At 60.6% G+C, this 20,036-nt stretch carries 21 protein-coding genes and 3 pseudogenes; 22 read left to right on the forward strand and 2 right to left on the reverse strand.

Going from position 1 to position 20,036, the window contains the following annotated elements; all coding sequences use genetic code 11:
- Positions 1-15 precede the first annotated feature (15 nt).
- Genes ACD578_RS27630 through ACD578_RS27640 form a run of 3 tightly spaced genes read left to right on the forward strand, consistent with a single transcriptional unit; the run spans position 16 to position 2,155 of the window.
- Positions 16-543: an ATP-binding cassette domain-containing protein gene (locus ACD578_RS27630; RefSeq protein WP_404295478.1), complete on the forward strand. Its 528-nt coding sequence runs from the start codon at positions 16-18 to the stop codon at positions 541-543.
- Complete coding sequence (locus ACD578_RS27635; protein ID WP_404295205.1) at positions 536-1,861, forward strand: HlyD family type I secretion periplasmic adaptor subunit; 1,326 nt, start codon at positions 536-538, stop codon at positions 1,859-1,861. Before ACD578_RS27630 ends, ACD578_RS27635 begins: the two co-directional genes overlap by 8 nt.
- A 9-nt stretch (positions 1,862-1,870) precedes the next feature.
- Positions 1,871-2,155 carry a hypothetical protein gene (locus ACD578_RS27640; protein ID WP_404295207.1) on the forward strand — a complete coding sequence of 95 codons (285 nt, stop codon included), beginning with the start codon at positions 1,871-1,873 and terminating at the stop codon, positions 2,153-2,155.
- A 34-nt stretch (positions 2,156-2,189) separates the two neighbouring features.
- On the opposite strand, the gene ACD578_RS27645 is transcribed toward ACD578_RS27640, so the two are convergent.
- Positions 2,190-3,419: a glycosyltransferase gene (locus ACD578_RS27645; protein WP_404295210.1), complete on the reverse strand. Its 1,230-nt coding sequence runs from the start codon at positions 3,417-3,419 to the stop codon at positions 2,190-2,192.
- 288 nt (positions 3,420-3,707) lie between these two features.
- Here ACD578_RS27645 and ACD578_RS27650 point away from each other — a divergent pair, with 288 nt between their 5' ends.
- The 14 genes and pseudogenes from ACD578_RS27650 to ACD578_RS27715 all read left to right on the forward strand — a co-directional run bounded on the left by ACD578_RS27650 (position 3,708) and on the right by ACD578_RS27715 (position 13,339).
- A complete protein-coding gene (locus ACD578_RS27650) occupies positions 3,708-5,207 on the forward strand; it encodes a glycosyltransferase family 2 protein (RefSeq protein WP_404295213.1) in 1,500 nt (499 codons plus the stop codon).
- Positions 5,183-5,599, forward strand: a complete 417-nt coding sequence (locus ACD578_RS27655) for a glycosyltransferase family 2 protein (RefSeq protein WP_404295215.1) — start codon at positions 5,183-5,185, stop codon at positions 5,597-5,599. Before ACD578_RS27650 ends, ACD578_RS27655 begins: the two co-directional genes overlap by 25 nt.
- A 13-nt stretch (positions 5,600-5,612) precedes the next feature.
- Positions 5,613-6,956 (forward strand): glycosyltransferase, encoded by a 1,344-nt coding sequence (locus ACD578_RS27660; protein WP_404295217.1) that lies wholly within the window; start codon positions 5,613-5,615, stop codon positions 6,954-6,956.
- Positions 6,957-7,609: 653 nt separating this feature from the next.
- On the forward strand, positions 7,610-7,858 hold the full coding sequence (locus ACD578_RS27665; protein WP_404295219.1) for an HU family DNA-binding protein: 249 nt from the start codon (positions 7,610-7,612) through the stop codon (positions 7,856-7,858).
- A 27-nt stretch (positions 7,859-7,885) separates the two neighbouring features.
- Positions 7,886-8,122 (forward strand): hypothetical protein, encoded by a 237-nt coding sequence (locus tag ACD578_RS27670; RefSeq protein ID WP_404295221.1) that lies wholly within the window; start codon positions 7,886-7,888, stop codon positions 8,120-8,122.
- A 6-nt stretch (positions 8,123-8,128) separates the two neighbouring features.
- A complete protein-coding gene (locus ACD578_RS27675; protein WP_404295224.1) occupies positions 8,129-8,554 on the forward strand; it encodes a PilZ domain-containing protein in 426 nt (141 codons plus the stop codon).
- A gap of 18 nt (positions 8,555-8,572) precedes the next feature.
- Positions 8,573-8,905, forward strand: a complete 333-nt coding sequence (locus ACD578_RS27680) for a hypothetical protein (protein ID WP_404295226.1) — start codon at positions 8,573-8,575, stop codon at positions 8,903-8,905.
- A gap of 205 nt (positions 8,906-9,110) precedes the next feature.
- Positions 9,111-9,347: a hypothetical protein gene (locus tag ACD578_RS27685; RefSeq protein WP_404295229.1), complete on the forward strand. Its 237-nt coding sequence runs from the start codon at positions 9,111-9,113 to the stop codon at positions 9,345-9,347.
- Positions 9,344-9,613, forward strand: a complete 270-nt coding sequence (locus ACD578_RS27690) for a hypothetical protein (protein WP_404295232.1) — start codon at positions 9,344-9,346, stop codon at positions 9,611-9,613. Before ACD578_RS27685 ends, ACD578_RS27690 begins: the two co-directional genes overlap by 4 nt.
- A gap of 408 nt (positions 9,614-10,021) precedes the next feature.
- On the forward strand, positions 10,022-10,387 hold the full coding sequence (locus tag ACD578_RS27695; RefSeq protein ID WP_404295235.1) for an integration host factor subunit alpha: 366 nt from the start codon (positions 10,022-10,024) through the stop codon (positions 10,385-10,387).
- Positions 10,371-10,607 carry a hypothetical protein gene (locus ACD578_RS27700; RefSeq protein ID WP_404295238.1) on the forward strand — a complete coding sequence of 79 codons (237 nt, stop codon included), beginning with the start codon at positions 10,371-10,373 and terminating at the stop codon, positions 10,605-10,607. The genes ACD578_RS27695 and ACD578_RS27700 overlap by 17 nt, the downstream gene beginning before the upstream one ends.
- Positions 10,608-10,947: 340 nt before the next feature.
- A pseudogene (panB, locus tag ACD578_RS27705) lies at positions 10,948-11,824 on the forward strand (3-methyl-2-oxobutanoate hydroxymethyltransferase).
- A gap of 8 nt (positions 11,825-11,832) precedes the next feature.
- Positions 11,833-12,767, forward strand: a pseudogene (gene panC / locus ACD578_RS27710) (pantoate--beta-alanine ligase).
- Entirely contained in the window at positions 12,764-13,339 is a 576-nt protein-coding gene (locus tag ACD578_RS27715; protein ID WP_404295241.1) for a hypothetical protein, read from the forward strand. Before panC ends, ACD578_RS27715 begins: the two are co-directional and overlap by 4 nt.
- 87 nt (positions 13,340-13,426) lie before the next feature.
- Here ACD578_RS27715 and ACD578_RS27720 read toward each other — a convergent pair.
- Positions 13,427-13,612, reverse strand: a pseudogene (locus ACD578_RS27720) (phosphoenolpyruvate carboxykinase (ATP)); the annotation flags it as partial.
- Between the two features lie 193 nt (positions 13,613-13,805).
- Between ACD578_RS27720 and ACD578_RS27725 the strand changes: the two are divergent.
- The 5 genes from ACD578_RS27725 (at position 13,806) to ACD578_RS27745 (ending at position 19,950) form a co-directional block, all read left to right on the forward strand.
- Entirely contained in the window at positions 13,806-14,936 is a 1,131-nt protein-coding gene (locus tag ACD578_RS27725) for a GGDEF domain-containing protein (RefSeq protein ID WP_404295244.1), read from the forward strand.
- 367 nt (positions 14,937-15,303) lie between these two features.
- On the forward strand, positions 15,304-16,785 hold the full coding sequence (istA, locus tag ACD578_RS27730; RefSeq protein ID WP_404295481.1) for an IS21 family transposase: 1,482 nt from the start codon (positions 15,304-15,306) through the stop codon (positions 16,783-16,785).
- The gene (istB, locus tag ACD578_RS27735) at positions 16,782-17,588 is read left to right on the forward strand and encodes an IS21-like element helper ATPase IstB (protein ID WP_404295246.1); all 807 of its coding nucleotides are present in this window, start codon (positions 16,782-16,784) and stop codon (positions 17,586-17,588) included. The genes istA and istB overlap by 4 nt, the downstream gene beginning before the upstream one ends.
- A gap of 1,051 nt (positions 17,589-18,639) precedes the next feature.
- Entirely contained in the window at positions 18,640-18,843 is a 204-nt protein-coding gene (locus ACD578_RS27740; protein WP_404295248.1) for a hypothetical protein, read from the forward strand.
- A gap of 930 nt (positions 18,844-19,773) precedes the next feature.
- A complete protein-coding gene (locus tag ACD578_RS27745; RefSeq protein WP_404295251.1) occupies positions 19,774-19,950 on the forward strand; it encodes a hypothetical protein in 177 nt (58 codons plus the stop codon).
- Positions 19,951-20,036: the final 86 nt, after the last annotated feature.

Below are 20,036 nucleotides of genomic sequence, written 5' to 3' on the forward strand. Positions count from 1 at the left end.
TTCGATGGAGCAGAACTGGACCAGTGGAGCAACGAGGATTTGGGACGCTTCATCGGCTATCTTCCCCAGAGCGTCAGCCTCTTGCCCGGCACCGTTGCCGAGAATATCGGCCGCTTCGGTATGTTCTCCGACGAGGCAATCATCGATGCGGCCATGAGAGCGCGCGTGCATGACGTAATCCTGCGGCTTCCAAAAGGCTATGAGACCGCACTGAACGACGGCGCGCTGCTCTCAGGCGGGCAGCGCCAGCTGATTGCTCTGGCGCGCGCTATCATAGGGCATCCTTCCATCGTCGTTCTCGATGAACCGAACTCCAATCTCGACGGGCCCGGCGAGGAGGCGCTGATCGCCTGCATGCGGGAGCTGAAGGAGCGCGGCACCACGGTGATCCTGATCACTCACCGGCCCAATCTGGTCATGCATCTCGACCACGCCGCCATACTGAAGGAGGGCATACTGGTGAGCTTTGGCGCCACCTCCGAGGTCTTCAAGCAACTCGGTCGACCGACAATCGTCAAGAAAGTGGCGCAGGCGCATGAGTAATCAGCTTCCCGCAGTGGCTGTCAAAGGCTCGCCGGTCAACGACTCGGCCTCCGGACCTGTGCTTTTCGGAGGCCTTGCCGCTCTGGCCCTCCTGGGTCTTGTGGCGGCCTGGTCGTCATCCATGTCGGTCGCAAGTGCCGCTATCACCTCCGGGGTGGTGACCGTTGAGGGAAACCGCAAGGCGGTTCAGCACCCCACGGGCGGCGAGGTCGGCGTCGTCTTTGTGCGCGAGGGGCAGTTCGTCGAAAAGGGGCAGAAGCTCGTGCAGCTTGAACTAGCCGACGCCAGAGCCGAGGCCACCGTCTTGAGCAGCGGCCGCGCTGCAGCCCTTCTGCGCGCAGCCCGCCTTCATGCGGAGCGGACGAACGCCGCCGAGATCATCTTTCCCGAGGCCTTGCGCGACCAGACGACGGACCCACAGATCCAGATGTTCTACCAGCAGGAACTCGGACTTCTGGCGGCACGACACGCAGCCTATCTTGGGCAGATCAGCCTGCTGCAGCAGCAGATCGAGGGCAGTCGCCGTCAGATCAAGGCGTTACAAGACCGTTCCCATGCCTCCCAGACCCAACTACTCAGCATCGAAGATGAACTCAAATCGCTGCAGCCGCTCCTGGAGAAGGGCCTTATCGCACGTCCGCGCGTGCTCACCCTAGAGCGGTCTGCCGCGGCCCTGCGGGGCGACATTTCCTCCGTTTCTGGTTCCGTCACGGCTGAGGAGGACAGGATCCGCGCGGCCGAGATCCAGATTGATCAACTCACTAAGGAACGGCTCGAGAGCATTGCACGAGATAGTGCCGAGAACGACTCCCGTCTGGCGGAGATTGAACCGCGACTGACGTCAGCGCAACGAAAGCTGGACCAGGCCGTCATCGTCGCCCCGGAAAGCGGATACGTGTATGGCCTTACGGTCTTCGGACCCGGCGCAGCCCTCACCCCTGGGCAGACGGCCCTGGAGATCGTGCCGAAGGATGAACCGCTCGTGGTCGCTGTGGAGATCAATCCGACGGATGTCAACCGCGTACGGCCGGGGCAGACGGCCAGCATCCACTTCTTGCCTTACCGTCAGCGCTATCATAAGGCGATCCCCGCGATGCTGGAGAAAGTGTCCGCCGATCGCTTCGAAGACAGGGCGACAAACCGGATCTACTACAAAGGCGTCGTCAGGGTGGATCCCACAGAGATCGAGAAGGCTCATGTCGAGCTGACACCGGGCATGCCGGCACAGGTCACGATCGAGACGGGCAAGCGGACCATTCTCGCGTATTTCCTGGATCCCGTGTTGAAGATCTACGATTTTGCTCTCAAGGAAGAATAGGAGAATCCAATGGCAATGGGGCGTACAGGACAGATGACGGAGCACCAGAGGGGCGATGCGACCAGCAGCCGCGCGGTCAATCTCGAGGGGGACAGCCCGGAGGTCGTGGCATTCGCGCTGCTGCGCTATCTCGCGCAGCTTGAGCATGAGCAGACCCGAGAAACAGGCGTGGTGTTTGATCGGGAGTGGCTCCTCGATGCCTATGCAGATTGCCTCGATGCGGTGAAGGGCAATCGTAATGTCGCCGCCCAAGATGTGAAGCCCCCCGCAAAGGCGGCCGCCAAGGGCCGGTGAGATCCTGAGCGCTACAAGCGTGGCGCTCCAGAGCCTACCGCGCGAGCGTCTGCTGGATCAGGCGCTCGTAGGCCGGCAGGCAAACTGTTCTGAAATCGAACCGATCACGGGCAGTTTGACGGGCGCGGGCTGAGAGGTGGTGGCGCAAGTCCCGGTTATCCGCAAGTGACGCGATCCGCGCGGCAAGCGCCCGCTCATCGAAGAAATCCGTCAGCACGCCGTTGTGGCTATCCTGGATCATCTCCATGACCGGGTCTGTGGCCGATCCGACGATCGCGCAGCCAGTCGCCATCGCCTCGAGCAGGGACCACGACAGCACGAACGGATATGTCAGGTAAACATGCACGGTTGACAGGCGGAAGAGGTTGATCAGACTGTCATAGGGCAAGGTCCCGAGAAAATGGACCCGCTCCCAATCAACCTTCGAGCCGATCTCTTCGATCATCACCTGCTTCCAAGTCCGACCCCGACCGGGACTGCGCCCGTAGCTCGTCGGCTCCTTGCCCACGATCGCCACCCGGGCATGGGGCAGGAGTTTCTGCAGGTAGGGAAGGGCCCGCATGAATGTATGGAAGCCACGATAGGGTTCCAGGGAGCGCGCCACATAGGTGACGAGGATCTGTCCGGGCTGGATCGTGCCGTTCGGGACCGATAGGGGAACGGCCGGCGCGGGATGTACGAAATCCGTGTCGATGCCTTCGTGGATGATGTTGATCCGTTGCGCCAAGGGCATTGGGAATGTCTCCGCCTGCCAGCGCGTCGGCGATACGAGAGCATCCGAGACCGCTGCAGCTTGCATCGTGGGAAGATTGCGCAGGGAAACATATTGCAGATCCACTGACGGCGCCTGGAACTCCGCATCGAAATCCAGATCGCTGGCGCTGCTCCGGTAGCAGTATTCCAGATAGGAAATCAGCTTTGTCTCTGGGAAGATGTCCCGGATGAACAAGGCTTCGCCCCATCCGGGGTGGACGAAGCATAGACCGGGCGTGAAGCCGCGCCGCTTCAGATCCTGCAGCCGCCGGCGAACCGTGTCGCCCCGGCGAACCTGCTCCGAGAAGAACGTTAGCGGCGGGAACACGTCAGACGAATGGCCCGGTCCGGAGCTATAGGCTTCGTATTGAACCGGGCCGAAATCGGCTCCGAAGGGTTGCTTTTGCCCCATGGCGACGACCTTGAACCCGTCGCGATTGCTGATTTCACGGGAAAGCAGCTTGTACTGTCCGGGAAAGTTCTGATGGAGAAAGAGGACATTGCACGTCATTCGTAGTCCATGGGAAAATGGGTCGTCTGGTCAACAGAAGGCATGTGTCCCGGGAAAGGCTGCACTTTTGTGGGAATGCATTTCGATCAAGAACTACGATGGTTCTTGTTGGCAGCACATCCGCAACAAGCGCTCTTCCTCGACTCAAGATGGGACACTCTCGCCCTTGCCCTGAAGAAAGATTGTTTATAGCATCGCCCGCGTAAGTCGAGCTGCCTTTATCGCGCACGACCTGCCAACATTTCTCCAAAACGAGCGCTACACGTTCAACGCTCCCTCAACCGAACCATGCGCGCTCATCTAAACGAAGTATTCGAGATTGGTGGCGCGATCATCGGCCTGATCTGCGTATCCGGCGGCTCGTCCAAGGAGCATTCGTACCGTTTCACTCTCGAGCAAAATGGTGTGAGCGTCGGTAGCGATGCCAAGGATTGGATCAGGATCAACGGACCCTCGATTACGACGGCAAAACGAGGACCTGGAAGTCGTCCCTCCTCGGTGCGGCTGCGCAGCAGATCCGGCATTGTCTACCTGACAATCTTTGGGGGCGACGCATCGACGGGTTTCAGCACCGATCGTCCCGTGCATGCGGCTGTTCACGCGGGCACGGCTGAAGTGTGGTCCGGAATAATCGAAATGGGCACCATCGATCCTGCGCGGCTCCTTGATCGCGGCTTCAGGCTGGCCTTGCATGATGCCTTGCAAGCGGTCGGGATGCCGGAGATCACCTCAGTCCTTCAGGCATCACCTCAGATAAGGTCGGTTGACGACCTCACCCCGATCCGGATCGAGTGCGCCATTCGCGCGAATTCTGGTCTGGTTCTCAGGGGCCGAGCGACCGCGCTCGCGGGGCGTGATCTTCACATCGTGACGGCGGATCTTCGCCGCTGGCTGACGTCCGGTCAAACTGCGGTCCATGCTGTCGATGAGACCGTGACCGAAGCAACCGCTGATCGTCAGAGCGATGCGGTCGACTCAAGCTTTACGGCCGTCCTTCCGACCACGGGCATGGGAAACGCCGAGTCCATCTATGTCGTGGAGGTCGATCCGACAGGAGCAGAGGCCATCTTCCACGGCCCCTGGACCGTGACTGGTGTGGATGATGAGCCCGAAGCCGTGCGCCTTGTTCGGGACACTTTCGGTCCAATCCAGTCCTTGCCCGAGACGCTCATCCGGGATGTCTACCGTCCGATCCTCGCTCGTCCGAAGATGAGCGCCTGTGCACGGCGCTTTGAGTTTGGCCCTGCTGTCGATCAAACCAAACCTCTCTCGTCCATCATCATCCCGTTTTACGGCGATGCGTTCTTTCTCAACTGCGTTTACCACCTGCAGCGGATTCTGGGGCCAGGTTTCGAGCTTGTGCTCGTCGTCGACGATCCGCGGATCTGGCCCGAAATCTATGGCCGCCTGAGCGCCCGCCAGTCCTCGATCACGGTTCCGACCGTTCTGCTGCAATGCGCCAGCAATTACGGCTACGCGCGCGCCAACAATCTCGGGTTCACGGCCGCTCGCGGTGATGTGATCTTTCTGATGAACTCGGACATTCTGGTTCTCAATCCGACGACCTTGAATGAGGCGGCCGATGCCATACGCGCGCGGCAAGAGTTTCATCAGCCCGAGGCGGTTATCGGGTTCTCGCTTCTTTATGAAGACGACACCATTCAACATATCGGCATGGAATTCCCCCGTTCCCGGCTCATGGGCGATCTTCGCTTGGCCGATCATCCCATGAAGGGCTTGCCGTTCGCATCGTACCGGGGGGCATGTCCCAGCAGGTCGAGGCGGTGACAGGGGCCTTGATGGCGCTCTCGGCTCGTCTCTTTCGGGATCTTGAAGGGCTCGATACGGCTTATGAGCGAGGGGATTTTGAAGATGCGGATCTCTGTCTGCGGGCCCGACAGCGTGGTGCCCAGATCTGGATCCATGTCCGGCCAGGCCTCTATCACCTTGAGCGGCAGTCGATCCGCCGAATGGGAGATCCCGAGTTCCGGGAGATGATCACTTACATGAACTGTGTTGAGTTCAACTTCCGATGGGATGCTCGCTTGTCCGAGGGTCTCCCGCTCCCAACCGGTTCGCCCGTGCATTCCGACTTGGAGCGCAGAATGATCGGCGTGCGAAAGCGCGACCTCGTGCGCTCCTTAGGCGCAGCGAGTGCGTCCGGAATCGGCATGCTGTGACCGAGGCACAGTGATGCGGATCCTCGTTCTCGCGCACGGCCATCCCGATCTCAATCCCGGGGGAGGGGAGCGGGCAGCCTACGCCCTGTTCCAACGCCTGAAACAAAGTCCGGGAGTGACAAAGGCCGTATTTGCTGCCTATGCCCGTCATGAGGCGATTGGTCATGATGCCTCCTTTGGCAGTTTCCGCGCTCGGCCCGATGAAATCCTGGTCGCAGCACCTCCCGTTGATGGATTTACGTTCCAGAGCTTTGGGTATGACGCACTCGAACGGCTCGTGAACGACCTCGTCCAGAGTGTCAGGCCGGATGTCGTTCACATCCATCACTTCATCTTCTGGGGAATCGAGATCTTCGAACTGTTCAGGCGGGTGGGGGTTCGTGTCGTGTTTACCCTGCATGAATTTGCCGCTATCTGTGCGCAATATGGCCAGATGGTGAAGACCGATGGACAATTGTGCCACGTGTCGTCGCCTGGTGAGTGCGGCCTGTGCTACCCAGCCATTGGGGCCGGGAAGTTCTTCGTCCGCGACACGATCCTGAAGTCGCTGTTCGAGAGTGTTGACCAGTTTGTCGCTCCCAGTCACTTCCTGAGGGAGCGGTATGTCGCATGGGGAATTCCGAAGGAGCGGATCACCGTCATCGAGAACCTGCTCGATGCATCTGCAGTTGCACGCTCCTACGCTCTAAGCGCCCGGAAGCAGGGCAGGGCTCACCCAACTCCTTCAGAGGCGAGACTGGTGTTCGGATTCTTTGCGCAGATCAATCCGTTCAAAGGGTTGGATATTCTTCTCGAGGCGACCTCCTCCTTGCCGGAAGATGTTCGTCGGCAGGTGATGATCCGCATCCATGGTGAGAATCGACACTATCGCAATACGGAATTCGACCGGCGGACCCAGGAACTTCTCGCTCAGGTTAAGGATGTTACATGCCTCATGGGAGGCTACCGTGGAGAGGATGTCATAGACCTGATGGCCACATGCGACTGGATTGTCGTGCCGTCAATCTGGTGGGAGAACTCGCCTATTGTCATTCAGGAAGCACGATTAGCCGCTCGGCCTCTGCTCGTATCAAACATTGGTGGAATGGCCGAGAAGGTCAACCCGACGGTCGACCGCCTCTTCCCAGCCAGAAGCGCAGGTGCCCTCGCGAGTGCCATCAGCGACATTGTGAGGGCAATGGCGCCGCCGAACCGGAAGCGTCTGGCCGGCTTAGCTCGGTCAAGAATTCAGGCTGATGAGGCCTACCTAGTTCGCCACCGTACCGTCTACGATGCCGCGCTGGCAGAACCATCGTCCATCAAAACACCTGGCTCGCCTTCGGATAGTCGGGCGCGCCCTCAATCCGTTGTGAGATAGACACGTAAGTTAAGCTGAAGGGACCGCAGACGTCGTGTGCCACCGAGTCTAGCAAGATGCTCGATAAACAGCCTGTATACCACTTGGCAGCAATCCGAGGCGCCCTTGCGCTGACGTTGAGCACAACAATGCGGATGGGATAGCAGTAAAGCCTCAAGTTCTTGAAGTTCGCCATGTCGAAAGTCAGTGCGGACTTGAAGTCGACCGGGTGACGAATCCGCTGCAAACTTTCTGGTCTCAAAGGTTCCGCGACTGTGTCCAAAATAGCTTTTCTCACACCCTTATCACTCAGATTCCGCCTATAGCGCCGATTGATCTCAATCATTTCACTCGAACGACATAAGACATCCACCGCCTGTGTCTTTGTAGCCACATATATGCATGATTTTGAAAGCAAAGTTGCGTAATCGATTACATTGACGAACTGATACTTCAAAAGCAGCGGGTTAATGGTAATAAACTCGTGCGACCCGCTTACCCCTTTATGCAGTGCGGTGTCGCTCCTCTGAGAAGAGGGATCCTCCCAAATGCGGACTGCTGGCAACGGCAGTGCTTCCTTTGTCTCCACTGGAGTATGCCGATGCCTCGCAAGAGCATAACTTGGCCCGATTTGGCCCCGCCTGCGTACCGGCAGGCTGCCGTGACAAAGGCATATGCCGCAGACCTGGTTGATCAAGTCTTCAAGGAGATTGGCACCACGCTCGAGCAGGGGCGGGAGCGTGAAGCTGTCCTTAATCGGAGTCTTCACAGTTCGCCGAAAGGGCAAGCCCCCGGGTCACCATCCGTGGACTGGAGGAGAGGTGCCCATTGCACCCCGGAAAGTCATCCCATTCAACGCCTCGGCTCGTGCCAAGGCACACATCAACCGAGCGTCCTCCCTTCATCGGGTTCTGACTTCATGACATTGAGGGTTGGATAGGGTGACCAGCGTGAAAAGGGAGTTAGAGCCGGAGCAGCATTCGAGCGTCTCAAGTGGCGCTCTTTATGGCTGCCTGATTGGTATCGCTCTTACAGTCTTCCACCCAATTCACGACACCCTCACAGACGACATCCCGGAAGGCGCTCTCACGCATCCCATTTTCGACGTGATCGCCGGAGACTTAGGCGGCGCAATCCTGTTCGCGGTCACCACAGCTCTCCGAAATCGGCCCGACCGGAGGCGCTAGTCTACCATGACGAGAGAGGACGAACGCGGCCGGCACCGTCAGTGGCCCTGTGATTACCGGGCTAAGGCTTTACTCAAAGACCAATCTCTCGCCGTCGTCTGTACTGTGGTCGACATATCGACGGGAGGGGCTCGTATCCGGTTCGCGGCCCCTGTCGCCCTTCCACCCGACTTTGTATTGGTGATTCCTTGCCTCGCCCTGAGTGTTGATGCCCATGTGGTGGGGAGCCGAGGTCAGCACTACAGCGTCAGGTTCGACTGGCCCGTGGACGGGCCCCTGGATGCCCAGGCCATAATGCTGCACGGCCTGCAAACAATCCTTGAGGCAGAAGGTGTGATGTTCGTTCCTGAGCATGGCAGCCGTCCGGGTGTGACAGTGCGGCACGTTCGGCCGCCAGCCATCCGAACGCGGAGTACGAAAGGGAAAGGCTAGCCGATGTCCGTCAGGTCCATGCCCAAGGCGATCCGCTACGATACCCTCGAGACATTCGCAGAGGTCGACGGCCTGCACCTTTCCCTTGTGAAAGCGGATGGCGAAGAAGACGGGTTTTTACACGGCCCGCCCTGCCTGCATCTGCTCCTGAATGCTCCCGATGGCGCTTATGAGCGGGTTTTCACCGTGCAAGCTGGCTATGAGGATCTCGCCAGGGCGATCGGGCAGGGAATGACATTGGCCCTGTCGACGGCCCGGGCAGAATGGGAAAGCTCGGCACCAGCGCCGCCATCTCGGGGGCAATGTGTCGTGATCCCGTTCCCTGTGAAAAGTGAAGACGCGCCCACATGACCGTCTGGGCTACACCCGGCGGAATGGATGGATGGAGAGCGTATGCGGGCAAAGCTGCAGATACAGTTCGGAGGAAGGACGTTGCACCTCCCACGCGGAAACGGCGTCCCATCCTACCGGTCTGGTTGAGAGTTCAAGTCCTGCCAGGCTTACCACGCACATCCGAGCTCCCTGGCGCGACGCTCGCCTCATGTATCGATCCCCAATGTCCCTATCTGCGATGAAGATCTTACCCGATCCTCACAATCTTACGGAAGCCGACGTGGTGGAGCGTCACGGCTACCAAATCCGCCTCAGCCATGTCGGCTTGGAATGGATGGCCTTCGTGGCCCGGCCCAAGCAGCGACCGACCCTGATCATGGCTCCGGATCGTGAGGCTGTCCTCGCCAAAGCTGATGAGTGGATTGAGATGCAACTCAAGTCTGCTAAGAGCGCATCATGACCTATCGCCTTATCCAGCTCGCGCCTGGCGCCTACGATCTCCTCCTGAATAGCGAGGTGATAGGCAGCGTTGTCAAATCCGGATACCGCAGCACGAACACGACCTGGACGGCCGAACTGCTGGAAGATCTTCCTCGGAGGAAGCGACCAGCTCCCTTCATTGAGATCGAGCATTCCTTTCTGACGCTTGAGGACCTGTGCGGCTGGCTCGGCAGTCCGCAGGTGAAGAGCAATTTCGGGCGCAGCCCGGTAGGACGAGGCGCCTGAGACGACAGCAATCCATCGCCGAATGACCCAACGCGGCAACTAGCCCGCGGCAAGCAAACCTCGTCAGCCCAGCCCTGAAGCTTACATCTCGCGCTGCTGGACTGGGCCGGACTCTAACTCGTGCCGGCTCGGACTGCCTGCAGCCGCATTATCGGATCTGGATCTCCTCGGCAGGTTGGCGCTCCTGCCTGTGTCTCCTGAGCCACAGATTAGCCTTAACTTGGCAAAATAAAATTTCGTAATCGATTACACGCGCGCAACGAGGCTTCAAATACCTGCGATTGATGGTAAGGGACTTGCGCAAGCCACATCTACCCTGTGGTTTCGCTCCTCTGAGGAAAGTCGTTCCTCCCAAACTCAGGCTGCTGGTGACGGCAGCCCCCTTTTTGACCTCATCGGGGTGCGCTGATGGCCGGCAAGAGTGTAACCCGCGCTGATCTCACTGAAGCCGTGTACCAACAGGGTATCGTCACAAAGGACTTTGCCGCGGACCTGGTCGATCAGGTCCTCGCGACGATTTGCACTGCGCTGGAAGACGGCGAGAACGTAAAACTCTCTTCATTTGGCGTCTTCAATGTGCGTAACAAAGGAAAGCGCACAGGGCGCAATCCCAAAACAGGATCGGAGGTGCCCATCGAGCCCCGCCGGGTCATCCAATTTAGCGCCTCTCCAGTTCTCAAGGCACACCTGAACCGGCGATCCTCAAAGTCATCCAGTCTCGATGCGCAAGACCTTGCGGTTCCGGGGAGAGCGCAGCATGAAACAGCGCCTTGAGCCGGAGCAGATGTGGAGCATCGCCGCCAGTACTGTCTATGGTGGGCTGACTGGATTCGCAGTGGGCGTCGTCCATCAGATCCATTCCGCACTCTCAACGGAGATCCCGGACAATGTCTACATGCATGTCGTTGGTGCATTGCTTGTCGAAGCGATCGGCGGCGCCATCCTGTTCGCGGCAGCCGCCTGGCTCAGAAATTGGCTTAAACGAAGGTCCTAGACCCCAATAGTCTGTTTAGTAGGAGTCCTCACCATCAGAACGACGATCAGATTGGCCGAAGACATATCAGGGCAGCGTACAGGTCGTTGAGGTAAGTTTCCGCTGACGGAAGCCAACATCTCGGAGCAATCGATGAAAGAGCGACACTTTGATTTCTGTAATGGAGAGTTCGTCTTTCGTGACAACCAAGGAGCGTCTGTTGATCATGTTGAGGCGGTCCGACGATCGGTCATTCAAAGCCCGCCGAACCTATCGCGTGCCGGCAGCTTAAGATCGGCACTTTCGAACGGATGGACACGATGACAGATGCCTTTCCGGCCCAGAGATTAGGTAATTGCGCATGAGCCATCACGCTTCGACCGATCGATCGCCGATCACCATCCCGGTGCTGCAGCAGCGCGCGTGATGGCCAGCGGCTGGTGATGACCACGGCCTATGATGCCGTCACGGCACGGCTGGCTGATCCTGTCGTGGACATGATCCTGGTTGGCGATAGCGTCGGCAATGTCTGCCTCGGTTTCGACAACACACTGCCGGTCAGCATGGCGATGATGAACCATCATCTCGAAGCCGTGGCCCGTACCAAGCCTCGTGCCCTGCTCGTGGCCGACATGCCGTATCTCAGCTACCACCTCAGCCTCGACGACACCTTGTGCAATGCCGGCGGTTTTCTCCAGCGCGGAGCGGCGGCCGTGAAAGTGGAAGGCGGAGAAAAGCGTGTCGAGACGATCCGGGCTCTCGTGGAGTGCGAGATCCCGGTCATGGGCCATCTCGGGCTGACGCCGCAGAGCGTGCATGCCATGGGCGGTTTCAAGGTGCAGGGCAGGGGCGCGCAGGACGCCATCCAGATCCTGGAGGACGCGCATCGGCTGCAGGAGGCCGGATGCTTTGCGCTGGTGCTCGAGGGCATCCCCTCCGAGCTGGCGGCGCGGATCACCCAGAGCCTGAGCATCCCCACCATCGGCATCGGCGCTGGCCCGCATTGCTCGGGCCAGGTTCTCGTCCTGCATGACGTGCTCGGGCTGACCCAGGGGCACCGGCCCAAGTTCGTGCGCACCTACGTCGACGGCTTCGATCTGTTGCAGCAGGCGCTCACGCACTGGGCCGACGACGTGCGCAGGAGGGCCTTTCCGTCCGCTGCTGAATCCTATGCCTTGCCGGCCGATGCCCTGGCAGCGGTATCCGCCTGGATGCCGCATCCCTCCAGCAGCTCGTGAGGCCGCTGATGCTCACCTTCCGCACGATCAAATCGCTGACGCAGTGCCTGCGCGGCTACCGCGCCTCAGGCCTGCGGGTCGGCTTTGTGCCCACCATGGGCTTCCTGCACGCGGGCCATCGGGCGCTCATCGACGAGAGCGTCGCCCGCTGCGACATCACCGTGGTGAGCATCTTCGTCAATCCGGCCCAGTTCGGGCCGAACGAGGATCTCGAGCGCTACCCGCGCGCTCTGGAGCAGGATCACGACCTCTGCCGCACGGCCGGCGTGACCCTGATCTTCGTGCCGGATGCCGGCGAGATCTACCCGCCCGGCTTCCAGACGTACGTTGAGCCTGGGCCTGTGGCTGAGCCGCTGTGCGGCGCTGTTCGGCCCGGGCACTTCCGGGGCGTCGCCACCGTGGTGACCAAGCTGTTCAACATCGTGCAGCCGGATGCGGCCTTCTTTGGCCAGAAGGACTTCCAGCAATGTGCCGTGATCCGGCAGGTGGTGCGCGACCTGAACTTAGCCATCGAGATCGTCACGGTGCCGACCGTGCGTGAGCCGGATGGCTTGGCCCTGAGCAGCCGCAACAGCTACTTGAGCCCCACCGATCGCGAGCGCGCCCGCTGCCTCAGCCAGGGTCTGTTGGTCGCCCAGGCCGCCTACAGGGAGGGGAGCGGGACAGCGAGCGGCTGATCGCGCTGGCCCGGGCTTCCATGACCGAGGTCGACCAACTGCAGTATCTCGAGCTGCGGGATGCCCGCACGTTGGACGCCATTCAGGGGACGGTCGAGCAGCCGGCTGCCCTGTGTGTCGCCGCCACTGTCGGGACCACCCGCCTGATCGACAACGTACTCCTGATCCCCCCGCCGACAGCCCTGTCCGATCACGAGCTGGCGTTGGTCTCGCATGCGATCGCTCGGCAGGCGACAGCCGATGCGGACGGGCCGGACCCGTCATGACGACACAATCCACGCCCGATGCCCCTATTCAGGACCTCAGTGCCCGGCTTACCGCTGGTGCAACGGCGACGAAAACGCTCCTGTCATGGTGCGAGGAGCATGGCCTGTCGCAGGGGCCAGTCACTGTCGAGATCCGTCAGCGGTTCTCACCGGCCGTGATCCCTGACGACGTCCTATTGGCTCTAGAACCCGCTTCCGGCGAAGCCATTGACTACCGGCAGGTTCGGCTGATGCGGGGCACACTGCCGCTCGCGGCGGCCGAGAATTGGTTTATCCCGCAACGCCTCGCTGCAGGCATGAACGATCTCCTGCAAACGACAGATGTCCCGTTCGGGACCGTCATTGCGCCGCTTCATCCGTCCCGTCGCACGCTGGCTGCCCGCGTCGGGCCGCTCACCGCTGACCCCGCTGAGGATCCAGAGCGACGCTGCGACCTCGCTCACCCGTCATGCCCTGAGATCATCCTGGAGCACATCGCTGCGATCCTCAGCGAGTCGGGGACCGCGTTGGCGCTTGTGAAGGAGAGCTTTTTCTTCGAACTCGTCTCGTTTGCGGCCGCGCCATCGCCTTGATCCCGGGCTCTCGATGGGAGGTCCGGACAAGGCCAGCACTGCAGAATGTGAGGCTTGAGCCATTTATCGGCGTCGTAGAATCACGGTTTAAGCTGCAATTGAGGTCTGCGGGACTGCCGAGTGCACGTCCGAATCCACGTGGCCGTCGAAGCGCTTGAAGTTCTCGTTGAACATGTCGATCAGGCGCTTGGCGGTCTCGGCGAACTCGGCTTCGTTCAGGCAGGTCTTCACCGGATAGAGGATGTGCGGCTCGACGCCGGCACCGCGAAGCGGAAATAAGGATCGGGGCATCTGGCGCTTGTTAAACTTGCGACGACACAGCGGGGTGACCGGGAGAAGTCCCCAACCTCTGGCAGGGAAGGGGAACGATGTTCAGAATGATAATTTGGGCAAGGTGGTTTGACGCGATTGAACGCCTGGAGCCCGTACGCCCTTCAAGGCGACGCTCAACTCCTTTGAGCGATCGATGAAGCTCGACTTCCCTACGCTTGGTACAGTGTTTGTTGTGAACACGGCTGTGCTCACGGCACTTCTTCTGTTCGCATGGGCAGTCAACCACCAGGTGAGGGCTCTGGCCTGGTGGGGGCTGGCGTTCTTCCTCGTCCTCGCTGGCATGGGCCTTATGGTTGTCGCACAAGGCGCGCCGACCCTGGTCATCGTGCTCGCGGCCAACATTCTCCTGATGCTTGCCTATGGTGCCCTCTATGAAGGGTGCCGGGTCTTCAATGGACGGCTGCTGAAACTGCCATGTCTCTTCATCGGCGCCATTGTGTGGTGCGCCGCGTTTCCCCTCCTCTTCGATCATTCGAGTGCCAGATTAATTCTCACCTCCGCAATCGGTGTCGGATACTCGGCGCTTGCCGCCTGGGAACTCTGGCGCCATGCCCCTCAGCGATTGGCGTCCCAATTCGCCGCGATCATCCTGCTGATTAGCTTGGCCGGGTTCAATGTCGTGCGCGGAGCGCTCGGGTTTTCGCTTGCTCATGCTCTTTGGATCGATGCCCCGGCGCCGCAAGGGTCAGGACTCATGGCACTGGCCGTAGCGACCTTCATGCCGGCGATCGCCTTCGTCTTCCTGTCCATGGCCAAAGAACAACTCGCGTCTGAATACAGGCGCGCTGCCTTGGTTGATCCTCTCACAGGGATTCCGAACCGAAGGGCCTTCTTTGAGAAGGCCTCTGCCGTGCTCTCCGGGCAACGAACCGCGCCGGTCAGCTGCCTCCTCTTCGACTTGGACAATTTCAAGAACCTCAACGACAGCCATGGCCATGAGGTGGGCGATCATGTCCTCGAAATCTTTGGCCGAGTTCTGTCGGATCATCTCCCTGACAGTGTCTTTGGCCGACTAGGTGGGGAGGAGTTCGGAGCCATGGCACCTCTGGGTCAGGCAGAAGCAGAGGAATTGGCAGAGACAATCCGGCATGCGTTCGCCTCTGTCGCCATGGTTGTTCGCGGGCTGCGTCTTAACGTGACTGTCAGTGTCGGCTGTGCGACCGGTGTAGCCTCCACCGTTCAAGACCTCCTTCGCGAGGCCGATATCGCTCTGTATCAGGCAAAGGCCAGAGGCCGGAATAGGGTCGCTTCCAGACGCAATTGACATCCCCTTCAAGAGTCAGATCCGCTCCGATCCGCGCGATGATGGGCCGATCGATGACTGTGTCCCAATTGTCGACGGACCCAGCGAAGCCGGAAAGGTTCACAAAGGTCAACTGACGCAGACTGTGACGAGGGCAAGATGTCCATACAGGCTATGAATCTCTCGCGCTTGTGCCCCGGATTGAATCTGGCCCCGGTAAGGCGCGGCGATCAGGGTGGAAGTTGAGCGGCAATCAGAATGAGAGGTGACGGTGCGATCCGTACGGATCGCACCGTCTGGCCGTCGCGGTCGACCGGGTAAGACTTGGGCTTCTTCACGCCAATGAGGAACCCAGCCCTTGCCCGGCCGCCACATCACCGACTGCCAGATGAGACTCTACATGAAGCTCCGTCACACCAACACCATCCCGATCGCCGCTGCCAAAGCCGGCTTCAGCCCCTCCACCGCCTCCCGCATCGACAAAGACCCGCGTCTGCCCTCCCAGAGGAAAGCCCCGCGCGGGCGCCGGCGTCCCGACCCGCTCGCGAGCGTCTGGGACAGCGAGATCGTCCCGCTGCTCCAAGCCGCCCCGAGCCTACGGCCCGTGGCTCTCTTCGAGGAGATCGTCCGTCGCCATCCCGAGCTCGGCACCGGCATCCGCCGCACCCTCGAGCGCCGCGTCCTTGCCTGGCGCGCCCTGCACGGCCCCGAGCAGGAGGTCATCTTCCGTCAGGTGCATGAGCCCGGACGCATGGGCCTGTCCGACTTCACCGACATGGCCGACCTTTCCATCACCGTGGCCGGCCAGCCCCTCGATCACCGGCTCTATCACTTCCGGCTCGCCTATTCCGGCTTCGAGCATGCCCACGTGGTGCTCGGCGGCGAGAGCTATGTCGCTCTCGCCGAGGGGCTGCAGAACGCTCTCTGGGCCCTGGGTGGTGCGCCACGCGAGCACCGCAGCGACAGCCTCTCGGCTGCCTTCCGCAACCTGGATCGCGACGCCCGTGAGGACCTGACCCAGCGCTATGATGCCCTGTGTACCCATTACGGCATGGAGCCGAGCCGCAACAACACGGGCGTCGCCCACGAGAACGGCGCCATCGAGAGCGTGCACGGCCACCTCAAGAAGGGGATCGACGATGCCCTGCTGTTGCGCGGCGCGCGCGACTTCGCCGATCTTTGTGCCTACCGCCGCTTCATCGACGAGGTGGTCGGGCGCCGCAATGCCCGCAATACCGCGCGCATCGCGGTCGAGCGCGCTGCCCTTCAGGAGCTGCCGGATCGACGCACCGCCGATTACGAGGATGCCATCGTCACGGTGACCTCGACCAGCGGCTTTGTCCTGCGCAAGGTGTTCTACAGCGTGCCCTCGCGCCTGATCGGCCACCGGCTGCGCGTGAGGCTGTTTGACGATCGCCTCGAGATCTATCTCGGCGGCACGCACCAGATGACGCTGCCGCGCGGGCGGGCTCATCCCAACGGCCGGCACGGGCATGTGGTCGATTACCGGCATGTGATCCACTCGCTCAGACGCAAGCCCATGGCCCTGATGGGGCTGGTCTACCGCGATCAGCTCTTTCCCCGCCAAGCCTACGCCCGTGCCTTCGAGGCGATGTGCGCCAAACTGCCGGCCCGGGTTGCCTGCCGCACCATGGTGGATCTGCTCGCCCTGGCGCATGAGCGCGCCTGCGAAGCCGAACTTGCCGAGCGCCTCGATGCGGATCTCGATGCTGGCCGGCTGCCGGATCTCAAGAGCTTGCGCGCCCTCTTCAGTCCGGATGCCGGTGCCGTGCCTGACATTGTGGTCTCTCATGTGCCGCTGAGTGCCTACGAGGAACTCGCCCGCGTGCATCCGGGAGAGGTCGCATGACGAGCTCCGATATTGATGCCGGTCGCCTGACCCTGGCGCTCAACGACCTGCGGCTTCCCGCCATCAAGTCAATCTGGCCAGACTTCGCCGCCCGTGCTGACAAGGAAGGCTGGCCGGCGGCCCGCTTCCTGGCGGCTCTGGCCGAACACGAGATGGCCGAGCGCGCCAGCCGGCGCATCCAGCGCCATCTCGACGAGGCGCGCCTGCCGCCTGGCAAGACCCTCGACAGCTTCGACTTCTCCGCGGTGCCGATGATCAGCAAGGCGCAGGTGATGGCGCTGGCAGCCGGCGACAGTTGGCTGGAGAAGGGCGCCAATCTGTTGATGTTCGGCCCGCCGGGCGGGGGCAAATCGCACCTGGCGGCCGCGCTGGGCCTGGCCCTGGTCGAGAACGGCTGGCGGGTGCTGTTCACCCGCACCACCGATCTGGTGCAGAAGCTGCAGAGCGCGCGGCGGGATCTACAGCTCGAAGCGGCGATTGCCAAACTCGACAAGTACCACCTGCTGATCCTCGACGACCTCGCCTATGTCAGCAAAGATCAGGCGGAAACCAGCGTCATCTTTGAACTCATCGGTGCCCGGTACGAGCGTCGCTCGCTGCTGATTACGGCCAATCAGCCCTTTGGAGCCTGGAACTCGGTCTTTCCGGATCAAGCGATGACGCTCGCCGCGGTGGATCGCTTGGTCCACCACGCCACCATCTTCGAGATGAATGTGGAGAGCTATCGCCGCAGAGAAGCCCTTGAGCGTAAGCGCGGTCCAGGCCGTCCGCCGACCCGCGCGACAATCAAAACCTCATCCTGATTGACGCTCCGCGACAATCAAGAAAGCACTTGCATCTCTGTCACGGCGCGACAATCATCATCCCGCCGCGACAGCCAATCACCCGATCCTGATCGTCGCGCGCTCCATCCAGATCGTCGCGCTATACCCCGGTGAAGACGACATCTTGTCTCGTGGCGCGCGCATCATAAAATATGTATAGGCCTGACCATCTTGCCTCTGGAAGACATCGCCATGACCCAGAACCGTGAGTGCCACCGGCATCCTCGGGGGTCGTCGGCCGCAGCGCACGGGCCGTATTCAACAACCGCTCCCCAGCTCTCGATTGCATGGTGCAGAATCGATCCTCCAGCAGAGCTCACATTGCTTTCGCCGCACCGCTCGGCCGTCGGGGCGAATTTGCGTTGGAGATCCCGGGTCTGGATCTCAAGGTCGAGGCGCACGTGGCATGGAGCCGGGCGGCCCGGCGGCGCGTTCGTGTGGCCACACAAAACGGCGTGGGCGTGAGAATCAAAGCGGCGGGGTCACCGATGACAGATGATGATTGGTCCGATACCAATGGGGCAATCCCCGGCAACTGATCGGTTGGCTCACCGGCTCACGCGGCTGGGTTTGTTTGCCGCAATGGGGCTCCTTGGATGGGCGCTGTTGATCGCCGGCGCATAGGCCTGCACGCTAAAGGGCTAACGATAGACCAGATGGCATCCTGTGATGGGCAAACTGTCGGTCGGCACTGCCGCTGAGGCCGAGAGGCAGCGGAGCTGCAACAGGAAATGTGTCGGAGCCTCGCAAGGCGTTCCTGATGATGATCCCAACCCGAGAACAGGACTGACATGGCGGATGTTTGGGCGGTGTATGCCCTTTGGCCTGAGCGTGGAGAGCATGCATGGGAACTGAACGGTATCTACGACTTCGAGGTCACCGCACCCCAACAATGCGCACAATCGACAAAAGCATCTCAGGCCCGTAAGGCAAAGGCTAACACAGCCGAATACCCCACACGGGTGATATGCTTTGCAACCGTAAGCCGGTAGACACCTCGGCTTCTCGCTGAAATGCCGAGGCTGAGACGATGGACAATGAGATTGAGTATCACAGATATCGCCTGAAGGTGGTCCGCATTGGCCTGGGATGGACTGTTTACATCTATTCGCCTGGAAGCCGCTTCAGCTTCGATGCGATGAAGACCTCACGGGACAGCGACCGTGATACCGCGATTGCTGAAGCGAAGGCGTTTGTCGATACCCATATGCGCCAGACCGAAACTCCTATGTGATTGTGCCCAGCGTGCTGAAGACCCAATCGCGCCTCGACCACAGGCTGCGAAACGTCACAAGGGTCAAAGCTTCTGAAAGGCATTGGTTCCTCACCGCACTGGCCGCACGTGAGGCGCGGACCAATGAGGTCGGTGGACGCCTTTGGATGGTCGGCTTGTACCCGCACTGGCACTCAATGCTCAGGTCCCGCGGGATTATGTTGGCGACCATTTCGTCCGGCAGCTCTGACCCCGGGTGTGAAGGGGCGACAGAGGCAGTAGGCTTTGCGGGACGTCGATTATGCCTTCCGGCCGATCCTTTGAACTTTGGAAGCAACTCTGTCTAAGCAAAGAATGAAGGTCACTGTGAAACAAACAGTGAGAGTCGCGACGGCAACGGCGATGCATAGGGACAGCATTGGAGAGACAGCCACTGAAAGATGGGCGCATAGGCGCAGACGACAGCGAACCGATCAAGACCGACTCAGGAGGCGGCTCAATTCCGCATCGGGCTGAGCCTTTCCTGCATCAACGCACATCCGAGAGCATTAGAATTGCCGGGCCATGCGACGCTGGTTCTCCACCTAGCTCCACCTGTTGGGTGCTTTCGGCGCGATTGCCCTATTCGGTGCACCCGCTTTGACCCCGCTTCGCCGGTTGGTACGCTGACGCGTTCGGACGGCTCAGGCCGGCCGTTGGCCCAGGCAAGTATCGCTTTCTGTTATGATCTGCACGAAAAGACTGGACGACCAATGTGCTCAGCGATGTAGCGGTTGAAGGCGGCCCGGAAGTCGGCCAGCGAAATACACTTGCCGCACCTCCCGCTGTCATATAAGTGCCGAGACGGATGTCCCACCGCATTGAGCCATGAGAGTGAAGTCGGAGTGACGTGGAATATTCCACGCGGATGATGGGCAAGCCGACCCGAAACTTTGGAGGCCTGTGCGCAACATGGTTGTCAAGGACGGCGTGGACCCCCTTGCCAGCGGGCAAGCTTGCCTCGACCCTATTCAGGATCAGGACCAAGTCGTGATGCTGGTGGCGCTGCATGCAGCAGCCCCGCACGGTGCTTCAACAACGCTAAAAGCGGCAAACCGTGTCGTTTTCCCAACGAGTCATCATGAGTGATGGTCACAGAGCGGCTCAGCTGCACGAGGGTATCGGGTCGTGTACGGTTGAGCACCTGGCGATCGATACTGTCCAAATCGCCCCCT

The organism is Microvirga sp. RSM25 (assembly GCF_044784385.1).
GTDB lineage: Bacteria > Pseudomonadota > Alphaproteobacteria > Rhizobiales > Beijerinckiaceae > Microvirga > Microvirga tunisiensis.

Excerpts from the sequence above, each read along its gene's own strand:
- ACD578_RS27665 (WP_404295219.1), top strand. The coding sequence starts at position 7,610 with ATGCCGCAGACCTGGTTGATCAAGTCTTCAAGGAGATTGGCACCACGC.
- ACD578_RS27645 (WP_404295210.1), bottom strand. The coding sequence starts at position 3,419 with ATGACGTGCAATGTCCTCTTTCTCCATCAGAACTTTCCCGGACAGTAC.
- ACD578_RS27715 (WP_404295241.1), top strand. The coding sequence starts at position 12,764 with ATGACGACACAATCCACGCCCGATGCCCCTATTCAGGACCTCAGTGCC.
- ACD578_RS27660 (WP_404295217.1), top strand. The coding sequence starts at position 5,613 with ATGCGGATCCTCGTTCTCGCGCACGGCCATCCCGATCTCAATCCCGGG.
- ACD578_RS27635 (WP_404295205.1), top strand. The coding sequence starts at position 536 with ATGAGTAATCAGCTTCCCGCAGTGGCTGTCAAAGGCTCGCCGGTCAAC.
- ACD578_RS27655 (WP_404295215.1), top strand. The coding sequence starts at position 5,183 with ATGTCCCAGCAGGTCGAGGCGGTGACAGGGGCCTTGATGGCGCTCTCG.
- istB (WP_404295246.1), top strand. The coding sequence starts at position 16,782 with ATGACGAGCTCCGATATTGATGCCGGTCGCCTGACCCTGGCGCTCAAC.
- ACD578_RS27685 (WP_404295229.1), top strand. The coding sequence starts at position 9,111 with ATGTCCCTATCTGCGATGAAGATCTTACCCGATCCTCACAATCTTACG.
- ACD578_RS27690 (WP_404295232.1), top strand. The coding sequence starts at position 9,344 with ATGACCTATCGCCTTATCCAGCTCGCGCCTGGCGCCTACGATCTCCTC.
- ACD578_RS27725 (WP_404295244.1), top strand. The coding sequence starts at position 13,806 with ATGAAGCTCGACTTCCCTACGCTTGGTACAGTGTTTGTTGTGAACACG.
- ACD578_RS27740 (WP_404295248.1), top strand. The coding sequence starts at position 18,640 with ATGGACAATGAGATTGAGTATCACAGATATCGCCTGAAGGTGGTCCGC.
- ACD578_RS27680 (WP_404295226.1), top strand. The coding sequence starts at position 8,573 with ATGCCCAAGGCGATCCGCTACGATACCCTCGAGACATTCGCAGAGGTC.
- ACD578_RS27700 (WP_404295238.1), top strand. The coding sequence starts at position 10,371 with ATGAAACAGCGCCTTGAGCCGGAGCAGATGTGGAGCATCGCCGCCAGT.
- istA (WP_404295481.1), top strand. The coding sequence starts at position 15,304 with ATGAGACTCTACATGAAGCTCCGTCACACCAACACCATCCCGATCGCC.
- ACD578_RS27675 (WP_404295224.1), top strand. The coding sequence starts at position 8,129 with ATGACGAGAGAGGACGAACGCGGCCGGCACCGTCAGTGGCCCTGTGAT.
- ACD578_RS27650 (WP_404295213.1), top strand. The coding sequence starts at position 3,708 with ATGCGCGCTCATCTAAACGAAGTATTCGAGATTGGTGGCGCGATCATC.
- ACD578_RS27745 (WP_404295251.1), top strand. The coding sequence starts at position 19,774 with ATGGTTGTCAAGGACGGCGTGGACCCCCTTGCCAGCGGGCAAGCTTGC.
- ACD578_RS27640 (WP_404295207.1), top strand. The coding sequence starts at position 1,871 with ATGGCAATGGGGCGTACAGGACAGATGACGGAGCACCAGAGGGGCGAT.
- ACD578_RS27695 (WP_404295235.1), top strand. The coding sequence starts at position 10,022 with ATGGCCGGCAAGAGTGTAACCCGCGCTGATCTCACTGAAGCCGTGTAC.